General features: G+C 61.3%; 9 protein-coding genes. 3 read left to right on the forward strand and 6 right to left on the reverse strand.

Features of this window, described 5'->3' with window-relative positions; all coding sequences use genetic code 11:
- Positions 1 to 5: 5 nt before the first annotated feature.
- From HLUSI_RS0116565 to prfB, 5 genes are all read right to left on the reverse strand, one after another.
- Complete coding sequence (locus HLUSI_RS0116565; protein WP_016835029.1) at positions 6 to 668, reverse strand: methionine ABC transporter permease; 663 nt, start codon at positions 666 to 668, stop codon at positions 6 to 8.
- A complete protein-coding gene (locus tag HLUSI_RS0116570) occupies positions 665 to 1,675 on the reverse strand; it encodes a methionine ABC transporter ATP-binding protein (protein ID WP_016835030.1) in 1,011 nt (336 codons plus the stop codon). The genes HLUSI_RS0116565 and HLUSI_RS0116570 overlap by 4 nt, the downstream gene beginning before the upstream one ends.
- 215 nt (positions 1,676 to 1,890) lie before the next feature.
- Positions 1,891 to 2,520: an outer membrane lipoprotein gene (locus HLUSI_RS0116575; protein WP_016835031.1), complete on the reverse strand. Its 630-nt coding sequence runs from the start codon at positions 2,518 to 2,520 to the stop codon at positions 1,891 to 1,893.
- A gap of 179 nt (positions 2,521 to 2,699) precedes the next feature.
- Positions 2,700 to 4,250 carry a lysine--tRNA ligase gene (gene lysS / locus HLUSI_RS0116580; RefSeq protein ID WP_016835032.1) on the reverse strand — a complete coding sequence of 517 codons (1,551 nt, stop codon included), beginning with the start codon at positions 4,248 to 4,250 and terminating at the stop codon, positions 2,700 to 2,702.
- 97 nt (positions 4,251 to 4,347) lie between these two features.
- A protein-coding gene (gene prfB / locus HLUSI_RS0116585) for a peptide chain release factor 2 (protein WP_157137882.1) occupies positions 4,348 to 5,452 on the reverse strand; the annotation gives its coding sequence in 2 pieces (ribosomal slippage) (positions 4,348 to 5,370 and positions 5,372 to 5,452; 1,104 coding nt in all).
- 170 nt (positions 5,453 to 5,622) lie between these two features.
- Between prfB and HLUSI_RS0116590 the strand changes: the two genes are divergently transcribed.
- From HLUSI_RS0116590 to HLUSI_RS0116600, 3 genes are all read left to right on the forward strand, one after another.
- Positions 5,623 to 7,551 carry a PhoX family protein gene (locus HLUSI_RS0116590; protein ID WP_029363625.1) on the forward strand — a complete coding sequence of 643 codons (1,929 nt, stop codon included), beginning with the start codon at positions 5,623 to 5,625 and terminating at the stop codon, positions 7,549 to 7,551.
- 245 nt (positions 7,552 to 7,796) lie between these two features.
- Positions 7,797 to 8,531: a hypothetical protein gene (locus HLUSI_RS0116595; RefSeq protein ID WP_016835035.1), complete on the forward strand. Its 735-nt coding sequence runs from the start codon at positions 7,797 to 7,799 to the stop codon at positions 8,529 to 8,531.
- A 107-nt stretch (positions 8,532 to 8,638) separates the two neighbouring features.
- On the forward strand, positions 8,639 to 9,814 hold the full coding sequence (locus tag HLUSI_RS0116600) for an acyl-CoA dehydrogenase family protein (RefSeq protein WP_157137883.1): 1,176 nt from the start codon (positions 8,639 to 8,641) through the stop codon (positions 9,812 to 9,814).
- Positions 9,815 to 9,910: 96 nt separating this feature from the next.
- Here HLUSI_RS0116600 and HLUSI_RS29110 read toward each other — a convergent pair.
- Positions 9,911 to 11,330 (reverse strand): diguanylate cyclase domain-containing protein (locus HLUSI_RS29110; protein WP_016835037.1); only part of this gene is annotated, 1,420 nt, incomplete at its 5' end.

Consider the following 11,330-nt stretch of genomic DNA (forward strand, 5'->3'; position numbering starts at 1 on the left):
CTTTTTTATTTACGTGTGAAATACAGGACCAGGCGATCGCCGAAGAACTGCAGTAACTGCACCAGTACCACCAGGACCGCGACGGTGACGATCATCACCTCGGTCTGGAATCGTTGATAGCCGAAGCGGATGGCCAGGTCGCCCAGGCCGCCGCCGCCGATGACGCCGGACATGGCGGCGTAGGACATCAGCGTGATGGCGGTGATCGTGACGGCGGCCAGCAAGCCCGGCAGCGCTTCCGGCAGCAGCGCGCCGAAAATGATCTGATGCGTGCTTGCGCCCATGGCCTGGCAGGCTTCGAGCACGCCGCGGTCGATGTCGCGCAGCACGTTTTCGACCAGGCGCGCAAAGAAGGGGGCGGTGCCGATCACCAGCGGCGGGATCGAGCCCTCCACACCGAGCGAGGTGCCGACCAGCAGCAAGGTCACCGGAATCATCACGATCAGCAGGATCAGGAACGGCACCGAGCGCAGCACGTTGACCACCAGCGACAGCGCCACGTACACGCCGCGTTGCGCCAGCAACTGCTTGCGCGCGGTGAGGAACAGCAGGATGCCCAGCGGCAGTCCGATAAGCACGGTAAAGAACAGCGACAGGCCGGTCATTGCCAATGTCTCCAGCGTGGCCTGGCCGATGTCGCCCCAGTCGATGACGGAGAAGTCGATCATGCCAGCACCTCATGATGGATCTGGTAGCGATCGAAATGCGCGAACACCTTGGCGAGGTCGTCGTCGCTGCCGTTGAGTTCCACCAGCAACTGGCCGTAAGGCGTGTCCTTGATGCGTGAAATCGTGCCTTGCAGGATGGTGATCAGCGCCTGCGTCGCGGCGGTGATATTGGTCAGAATTGGTTGGTAAGTGATGTCGCCGACAAAGGTCAGGCGCACCAGTTTTCCCTTGATATGCTCGAGACCGATGCCGTCCTGCTGTTCGAAGGTATGGCTTTCGGCCACCAGCTTTTGCGTCGCCGCGTGTTGAGGATGGAGGAACACGTCGGCGACCTTGCCGCTTTCGACGATGCGGGAATCATCAATCACCGCGACGCGGTCGCAGATGCTGCGAATTACCTGCATCTCATGGGTGATCAGCACGATCGTCAGGCCCAGCTTGCGGTTGATGTCGAGCAGCAGGCGCAGGATAGCTTGCGTGGTTTCCGGGTCCAGCGCGGAGGTTGCCTCATCGCACAGCAGCAGATGCGGATAATTCGCCAGCGCGCGGGCGATGCCGACGCGTTGTTTTTGTCCACCGGACAATTGCGCCGGGTAGTTGTCGCGATGCCCGGTAAGTCCGACCAGTTCCAGCAGTTCAGTGACGCGTGCAGCGCGTTGTTCGCGCGTGTATTTGCCGGTGATCTTGAGCGGCCAGTCGATGTTGGCGGCGACGGTTTTAGCGTTGAGCAGGTTGAAGTGCTGGAAAATCATGCCGACGCGCTGGCGCAATGCGTGCAATTGCGCGTTGTCGAAACGCGTGATGTCTTCGTCTTCGATGAAAATGCTGCCCGAACTGGGACGTTCCAGCAGGTTGAGCGTGCGGATCAGCGTGCTTTTGCCGGCGCCCGAACGGCCGATGACGCCGAAGATTTCACCTGCTTCGATTTGCAGGTTGATATCGGTCAGTGCTATGAGGTCCCGGTTGGCAACTTGATAGGTTTTATGGAGATGCTCGATGCGAATCACGGGCGTAAAAATGAATGGAGTAGAGATCAGTCTAGCAGCGTGGCAATAGTGCGTGAACGCATAAATAGTTGGATGCTTATTCGGTTTTGTAATGAGCGCCGGTATGAAAAAAGCCGTGTGGGCACAAGGCGCACACGGCTTCAACAAACGCAAAATCAAACTTCAAACGTACTATCGGGCAGGTCGCTGCATCGTTTGATGCAGCGAGGTGAGAATCAACCCCGGCCGGTCAGGTGACCATTCACGACACGCACCTGATCGCCAACGCGCCAGCCTTCACCCGACTGCGGGAAAGAGCGCACGCTGCCGTTTTCCATGCGCACGTCGACCATATAAGTGGTAGTCGTGCGGCTGCGTTTTTCAACTTCGTTACCGGCGTAACCGCCAGCGCCTGCACCAGCAACAGTAGCGAGTGTACGGCCATTACCGCTACCGATCTGGTTGCCAAGGACGCCGCCGAGCACGGCGCCGGCGACGATGCCTACGCCGCTGGCTTGAGGTGTGTGCTGGACGGCGCGCACTGCCTGCACTTCGCCGCAGTTGGAGCAGCGTGCGACCGCTGCCGGAGCAGGGGTGCCGTAGCTATTGCTATTGGCATTTTGTGCTTGCTGGCTGTAGTTGGACTTTGGTGCAGGCTGCTGATTGTTTTTCGCCTGCTGCAATTGTTGTGGAGTTTGCGGTGCGGTGCTCGCATCCGACATGGCCTGTTGGGGTGCGACGCTGCTGTTGGATGTCGGCAGCAAACCGGTGATGGCGGCGACGCCGACCAGGCTGACCAATGTCACCGCGACAGCGGCGGTGGCAACCAGGGGATGAATGCGACTAGGGGATTTGACGACGTCCATGATGGGCCTCTCCGTTTTGATGTTGATGTGAGGCGAGTATGGATGACAAGCGGCAGAGAAAAAATGCGGATAGTGTGTCAGTTGTAAAAACTTGTAAGTCCAATGTAAGACAAGCCGGAAAGGCCTTGTAGGCGCTTTCCGACTTGTCTGTCTTTTGGGACTTGGAAGAGGAGCTTCGATCAGTCTTCGCGGCGCAGATGCGGGAACAGGATAACGTCGCGGATGTTCGGCGAATCGGTGATCAGCATCATCAGGCGGTCGATACCGATGCCGCAGCCACCAGCCGGCGGCATGCCGTATTCGAGCGCACGGATGTAGTCGGCGTCGTAATACATGGCTTCTTCATCGCCGGCATCCTTGGCGGCGACTTGCGCCTGGAAGCGCGCGGCCTGGTCTTCGGCGTCATTCAGTTCCGAGAAGCCATTGGCGATTTCACGACCGGTGATGAACAGTTCGAAACGCTCGGTGATGCCCGAGACCGTATCGGAGGCGCGCGCCAGCGGCGACACTTCGACCGGGTAATCGACGATGTAGGTCGGTTCCCACAATTGCGACTCTGCGGTCTCTTCGAACAGCGCCAGTTGCAGCGCGCCGATGCCGGCCTTGGCCAACGGCGCCTGGTCGGTCTTGACGCCGAACTTCTTCAACGCGGTGCGCAGGAAGTCGATGTCGCCCAGTTGTTCATCGGTGTATTCCGGCGCGTACTTCTTGATGGCGCCGGTGATGGTCAGGCGCTGGAACGGCTTGGCCAGATCCAGTTCGCGGCCCTGGTAAGTCAGCGTCGCGGTGCCGTGAGCATCGATTGCCGCCTGGCGAATCACCTGTTCGGTGAACGTCATCAGCCATTGGTAATCGACGTAGGCCGCATAGAATTCCATCATCGTGAATTCAGGATTGTGGCGCGGCGAAACGCCTTCGTTGCGGAAGTTGCGGTTCACTTCGAACACGCGGTTGAAGCCGCCGACCACCAGGCGCTTCAGGTACAGCTCGGGCGCGATGCGCAGGAACATCTGCATGTCCAGCGCATTGTGATGCGTGATGAACGGCTTGGCCGCGGCGCCGCCGGGGATGGTGTGCAGCATCGGCGTCTCGACTTCCATGAAGTCGTTCTTTTCCATGAAGCGGCGGATCGACGACATCGCAGCGGTGCGCGCCTTGAAGGTGCGGCGCGTTTCTTCGCTCATGATCAGGTCGACGTAGCGCTGGCGGTACTTGGTTTCCTGGTCCGACAGACCGTGAAATTTGTCCGGCAGCGGGCGCAGCGACTTGGTGATCAGGCGCAGGCCGGTCACCTTGACCGACAGTTCGCCGGTCTTGGTCTTGAACAGCGTGCCTTCGGCGCCGAGGATGTCGCCCAGGTCGTAATGCTTGAACGCGGCATGCGCAGCTTCGCCGGTGACGTCGTTGGTGACGTAGAGCTGCATGCGACCGTCGGCGCGCAGGCCCGATGCGTCCTGCAAGGTCGCGAACGAAGCCTTGCCCATTACGCGTTTCAACATCATGCGGCCGGCGATCGAGACCTTCACCGGATTGGCTTCCAGCGCCTCGTTGTCGAGCTCGTCGTATTGCGCGTGCAGGGCGGCGGCGTTGTGCTCGGGGCGGAAGTCGTTCGGGAAGGCGATGCCTTGTTCGCGGATCGCGTTCAGCTTGGCGCGGCGCTCGGCGATGATGGCGTTTTCATCCACTGGCGGCTGTTGCGGCTGTGCGGCGTTATCGTTTTGTGTGGTCATGATGTCGGAAATTCGTTAGTAAGAATGGGCATGAGGAGATTTCGAGCCGCGGCAGCAAGACTGCCGCGGCCGAAGCCAGGCGATGATCAGACGATAATCAGACGCCTTGTTTCAGCGATGCGGCAATGAAACCGTCCAGCTCGCCATCCAGCACGGCCTTGGTGTTGCCCATTTCAAAGTTGGTGCGCAAATCCTTGATGCGCGACTGGTCCAGCACGTAGGAGCGGATCTGGTGGCCCCAGCCGACGTCGGTCTTGGAGTCTTCCAGTTTTTGCTGTTCGCTCATGCGCTTGCGCAGTTCCAGTTCGAACAGCTTGGCGCGCAGCATATCCCATGCCTCGGCGCGGTTGCGGTGCTGGCTGCGGTCGTTCTGGCACTGCACGACAATGCCGCTCGGGCCGTGCGTCAGGCGCACCGCGGAGTCGGTTTTATTGATGTGCTGGCCACCGGCGCCGGAGGCGCGGTAGGTATCCACGCGCACGTCGGCCGGATTGATGTCGATCTCGAAGGATTCATCCACTTCCGGATACACGAACAAGCTTGAGAACGAGGTGTGGCGACCGTTGGCGGAGTCGAACGGCGACTTGCGCACGAGGCGGTGCACGCCGGTTTCGGTGCGCAGGAAGCCGTAGGCGTATTCGCCCTCGACCTTGATCGTGGCGGTCTTGATGCCGGCCACTTCGCCGTCAGACTGTTCCAGGATTTCGGCCTTGAAGCCCTTGCGTTCGCAGTAGCGCAGGTATTGGCGCAGCAGCATGGACGCCCAGTCCTGCGCTTCGGTGCCGCCAGCGCCGGCCTGGATGTCGATGAAGCAGTTGTTCGGATCCATGGGATTGCTGAACATGCGGCGGAATTCCATGCCTTCGACCAGGGCCTTGATGGCTTCTGCGTCCGGCTCAATGGCTTCCAGCGTTTCATCGTCCTTTTCCTCGCGCGCCATCGCGAACAGGTCGCGCGTGTCATTGAGGTCGCCGTCGATCTTGATCAACGTATGGACGATGTTTTCCAGCGATTTCTTTTCCTTGCCGAGGTCTTGCGCGCGCTTGGGGTCGTTCCAGACTTCCGGATCTTCCAATTCGCCGTTGACCTGGTCGAGTTTCTCCGACTTCACATCGAAGTCAAAGATACCTCCGTAATTCAGCTGCACGCACCGCGAGGTCGTCCAGCAGGGATTGGAGGGAATTGAGGCGTTCTGCTTCCATGATTATGTCTTTTGCAAACCAAACCTCGCATTATACAAGACTGGGAGGGTATATCTCCTGTCACAAAGGCGTCATGTTAGGCGATTAGCATCACGCGATTCCGTCAGGTAACTGTCAGGCATTGTCAAAAAGGAAAAACGCCCATGAAACCAGCCACCCAGCAGACCAGCATGCCAATCCCGAGCGGCGCTGAAATCCAGCCCAAACGCCGCGAATTGCTCAAGGTATTTGCCGCCGCGCCATTGTTGCCGCTCACGCTGTCCGCATCAGGCATGCTGGCCGGTTGCGCCACGGCATCGAACCGCAGCGGCTTCGCCTCGGCCTCGTTCAGCGGCATGGCGGCGCCGTCGCTGGCGAATCCGTCGGCCATGGCGACCACCACGGTGGCCTCGAGCCTGGACGTGGTGTTTCGCGACGGTGTGAAGCAGAGTTATCAACTGACCTACCAGCCGTTTTTCGTGACCGGCGACATGGTGCCGGACGGCAAGGGCGGCAAGTTGCTGGCCGGCGGCTATTACGACATCAATAACCAGCCGATCATCGACCGTTCGGTGCCCGGCAAGGAGCGCCACTTTTTCTCGGATTGCCCGGACGGCTCGTCCTTGCTGACATTGAAGGGCGCGCAAGTGGCTGGCGTCAGGGGCAACACCGTGTTCGCCGTGGTCCAGTTCGAATACACCACGCGCGACCAGAAGCAGGCCGCGATGTACGGTCAGTTGCCGTCGCCGATCGCGGTGCTGACGCTGGACCAGGATCCGGCCACCGGCAAGCTCTCGCTGGTGAAGTACCACAATGTCGATACGTCTTCCGTCAACGGCCTGTGGATCACCTGCGGCGCCAGCCTGTCGCCATGGAACACCCATCTGTCGAGCGAAGAGTACGAACCGGATGCCGCCGCGATTGCCGGCAACGTACAGTTCCAGGCCTTCAGCAAGAACCTGTTCGGCGACGCGGCCCGCGCCAATCCCTACCATTACGGTCATCTGCCCGAAATCACCGTGCACGCCGACGGCAGCGGCAGCGTGGTCAAGCATTATTGCCTCGGCCGCATCTCGCACGAGCTGGTGCAGGTCATGCCGGATCGCCGCACCGTGCTGATGGGCGACGACGCCACCAACGGCGGGCTGTTCATGTTCATCGCCGACCGTGAAGCCGATCTGTCGGCCGGCACGCTGTACGTCGCCACATGGACCCAGACCTCCGGCATCGGTCCCGGCGCCGGCACGCTCGGCTGGGTCCGGCTGGGCCACGCGACCAGCGCCGAAATCAAGGCGCTGGCCGACAAGCTCAAGGCCGTCGACATCATGGACGTCAAGACCAGCGATCCGCAGGATGCTTCCTACACAAAGATTCCGTTCAACGGCAAAGCCAACTGGGTCAAACTGAAACCGGGCATGGAACAGGCCGCCGCTTTCCTTGAGACGCATCGCTACGCCGCTCTCAAGGGCGGCAGCCTCGGTTTCACCAAGATGGAAGGCACCACAGTCAATGCCAGGGACAAGATCGCCTACTCGGCCATGTCCTATGTGCAGACCTCGATGCTGGACGGCTCCGGCGGCATCAAGGTGCAAGGTCCGAAGGCCGGCGCAGTCTATGCGCTGAACATGAAGGGCGGCCGGAACGATGTGTCCGGCCAAGCCATCGACAGCGCCTGGGTGCCGGTCGACATGGCGCCGCCGGCCGCGCTGGTGGGTGAGGACCTGAAGCAGGCCGACGCGCTCGGCAACCTGGCCCACGCCGACAAGATCGCCAATCCGGACAACATCAAGTTCTCTGAAAAACTGCGCACGCTGTTCATCGGCGAAGACAGCGGCATGCACGTCAACAATTTCCTGTGGGCCTACAACGTCGACACGAAGCAGCTGTCGCGCATCCTGTCCTGCCCGGCGGGGGCTGAATCGACCGGCTTGCACGCGGTCGACGAGATCAACGGCTGGACCTACGTGATGAGCAATTTCCAGCATGCCGGGGACTGGGAGAAGCCGCTGCACGACAAGGTGAAGGAGGTGCTGGACCCGCTCGTGCGCGCCAATTACAAGGACCGCTTCGGCGCCACGGTCGGTTACCTGACCGGGATGCAACTGCCGCCGCAAGCCTGATTGCGCTGAAGGAGTTTATTGAAAGGGAGGCTGCGGCCTCTCTTTTTTTGCGTCCGCAGCATGGAAAAACCGTGTCCGGCGACGAAAAATGTCAGCCCATGCCCGGCATGTCGTTATATGCTTGCCTCGATTCTCTGGATGCTGAAGCAGTTTCCCGATATGCGCGATCGGGACCGATTTCTTCGCCGGACGAAATGGGCGCTGAACTCATTTCACTCGCCGGCAGTCATAGCGGGATGCAAAAAATGAGACCAACCGCCGCCTGTTCCACGCAGTTCGCCATCCTGCTGCTTGCGGCTTGTTTGTCTGCCTGTTCATCTGCCCCCGCCCCGCGCGGCGAAGTCAAGGGCGCATCCGCCAGTTCGCGCGAAATGGGCCAGTCCGACACCAACCGCGTCGCCACGCTGGCCATGCGCGCCAACCTCGAGAGCCTCTACCTGCTGATGGATAAACTCTACCGCCGCAATCCGGGCGAGTGGAAAAAGACCGGCGCCAGCCGTGAAGAGGTCGTCAGGCGCGTGCGCGAAGCCGTCGAAAAACGCCAGACCTGGGATGACCTGCAAGGAAAACATGACATCGCTGCCATGTCGCTGGCGCTATCGCCGGATTTCAAGGCCGACCGCGTCGCCGCCTTCATCTACGCCACCGCCGACATGATCGTCACCGCCCACGGCGGCAAGATCGAGTTTTTCCTGATCGACGGCCTCGACGCCCAATACCTGTACAACGCCGCGCGCAACATCGAAACCGCGGTCTGGATGCTGAGCAATCGCCGCAACACCACTGGCCAGCCTTTGCTGCTGTCCGACGAGATCAACGCCGCCGAACGCAACCTCAGCTTTGAGCGCGAGTTCGGCAAGATCATCGGCCGTCTCGACCTGCTGGCTGAATTCATTACCGAGAAATATCGCCGCGCCGGCATCAGCTACGTGCAGAACCTGCTGGGCGGCTCGTTTCTGCAGTTCCTGCCGGTGCGCTGAAGCCTGCGCAACGGAATCTGCATATTCATATGCAGAAAAATTTGTTCTGGATTCGGCAAGCAACGCCGACACTTCCGCACACTGAAATTACTCTGATGAGCATCTCCATGAGCAACTGGACACTTGAAACCATCCATGCCGCCTTGCCGGCCATCGAGCAAGAGCTGGCGCGTACCGCCGCCGAGCGCGACAAGGCCGGCGGCCACGCAGCAGCGCAGAAGGAATTGTTGCGCCAACACGGTTTGCTGCTGCTGGCGGTGCCCAAGGAATACGGCGGCATCGGCGCCTCGTGGAGCGAGACCTTCGCCATCGTGCGCCGCATTGCGCGCGTCGACAGCGCCATGGCGCACCTGCTGGCGTTCCAGACGCTGCAATTGTCGGGCGTGATTTCCTACGGCAGCGACCGGCAGCGCCAGCTTTACCTGGGCGAGACCGTCGCGCTCAATCACTGGTGGGGCAATTCCGCCAATCCGGCCGATCCGCGCTTGGTCGCCACCGAGCATGACGGCGGGCTGGTGCTGCAGGGGATCAAGGGTTTCTGTTCCGGCACACGGGGCTCGCATCGCCTGCTGACCACGGCGATCCACCAGCCCAGCGGCAAGCTGCTGATTGCGGTGTTGCCGACTGCGCGCGAGGGTATTTCCATCCATGACGACTGGGATCCGATCGGCCAGCGCCAGACCGACAGCACCTCGGTCAGCTACGAGCAGGTCAGGCTCGAATGGAGCGAAGTGCTGCACCGTCCCGACGGCGTATCGACGCCGTTCCTCACCATGCGCGGCGTGGTGGCGCAACTGATCCTGGTGAATCTTTACCTGGGCATGGCCGAAGGTGCGTTCGAACAGGCGCGCGACTATACGCTCAACCAAGGACGTCCCTGGTTCGCCTCAGGCGTACAGCGCGCCGCCGACGATCCTTACGTCATCCATCGCTACGCCGAGATGCATCTGAAGCTCCGCGCCGCGCGGGCATTGACTGATGAAGCCGGTGCAGAAGTGGACCGGGCCTGGGGCATCGGCCGCGAGTTGACCGGCGAGCAACGCGGCAGGGCCGCGCTGGCCGTGGCCGAGGCCAAGATACTGGCGCATCGCGCCGCGCTGGCGGTGGGCGAGGACGTGTTCGACGTCTGCGGCGCACGCGCCACCAAAGCGGAACTGGGGCTGGACCGCTTCTGGCGCAATGCGCGCACCCACACCTTGCATGACCCGATCGACTACAAGCTGCGCGACGTCGGCCGCTATGCGCTGGAACATCTGTTGCCGGAACCGACGCTGTATTCCTGATTTCCTGATTCCGGCTATTCGGAATGATGGCGGAATCTGTCCGGTGAGGGAGCTAAACCGGGCCGCCGCACCCGGCAGGAAACGGCCGCGACAAGTTCATGCCGGCGTCTGCACCGCCGCTTCCGTGACCGGTGCGATGACGTAGCAGCCGCGCCCCTTGTTCTTGGCGTCGTACATGGCCTTGTCGGCGGCCTGGAGCAGGATATCGGGATCGCAATACGTTTCGCATACGGCAATGCCGATTGAAACGCCGATCTTGTATTCGCCGTGCCCGATCTGCAGCGGGTCGGCGACGACGCGGATGCACTTCTCCGCCAATGCACGTGCGCCGTTCTCCAGCGGTGCGCCGAGATCGGTCGCCAGCAATACGAATTCGTCGCCGCCGACGCGCGCCAGCGTATCGCTGTGGCGTGCGACTTTTTGCAGCCGCTGAGTGATTTCCTGCAGCACCTGGTCGCCGGCCTTGTGGCCCAGCGTGTCGTTGATCGGCTTGAAGCCGTCGAGGTCGAGGAACAGCAGCGCTACGCCGCGCTGTGTCTGTGCAATCGCTTGCTGCATGCGTTCGGCCAGCATGACCCGGTTCGGCAAGCCGGTCAGGATGTCGTGATGCGCCTGGTGCTGCAATTCCGACTGATGTGTCTTGAGACGCGACAGCAGACGGTTGAAGGCCATGGTGAGATGGCCGACTTCATCGTTGCGGTAGACCGGCAGCGGCGTCAGCGGCAACTCGCCGCGCGTCATGCGTTCGGCCTGGTCGGCAGCGCGCCGCAGAGGACGGAAGAACCAGATGATCACCAGAATGATCAGCAGGAAAATCACGGCAGCCTGCATCGCGCCGCCGCGCACGATGAACGCCTGTACCCGGTCCACCGTCGGCAGCGCCGCTTTCACCGGCAGCCGCGCCACCACGAACCAGCCGGTGCTGGGCACGTCGGCAATGGCCTTGATTTCGTCGATATCGCCGTTGGCGCCGACGCCGCTGCCGCGATAGCCGTCGACCGCCTTGTCCAGCATGGGATCGACGCCGACTTCGGGCAAGGATTTGAAAATCAGTTCTTTCTGGCTGGAAGCCAGGATAAGCCGTCTCGCCGGCGACACCAGCAGGAAGCTGCCCGATTCGCCCAACCGTGCCTGTTGCAAATGATCGAGGAAACCGGTCGCCGCCAGCGCGGTGGATCCGCCCAGCACTGCCACGAACTTGCCGCCGGCGTCGCGCACCGGCGCCAGCATCGGCAGGATCGGATATTGCTCGGTTCTGCTCAGTATCGGTTCGCCGATGATGAACTTGCCTTCCCTGACCAGATGAAAATCGGGAAAGATCGCCAGCGAGAGGTTGCGGCGACCCGCTGCCGCCGGATAGTCGACGATGACTTCGCCGTTGGCGTCGGCAACAAACAGTCCGGTGGAGAACAGCGGCTGCAGTTCCTGGCGTTCGCGCAGCCAGGCACGCAGTTTTTCCGGTTGATCCAGCAATTCCGTGGGCAGCATGCGCGCCAGCTGTTCGAGGAAGCGGCCG

This window comes from Herbaspirillum lusitanum P6-12, assembly GCF_000256565.1.
GTDB lineage: Bacteria > Pseudomonadota > Gammaproteobacteria > Burkholderiales > Burkholderiaceae_D > Herbaspirillum > Herbaspirillum lusitanum.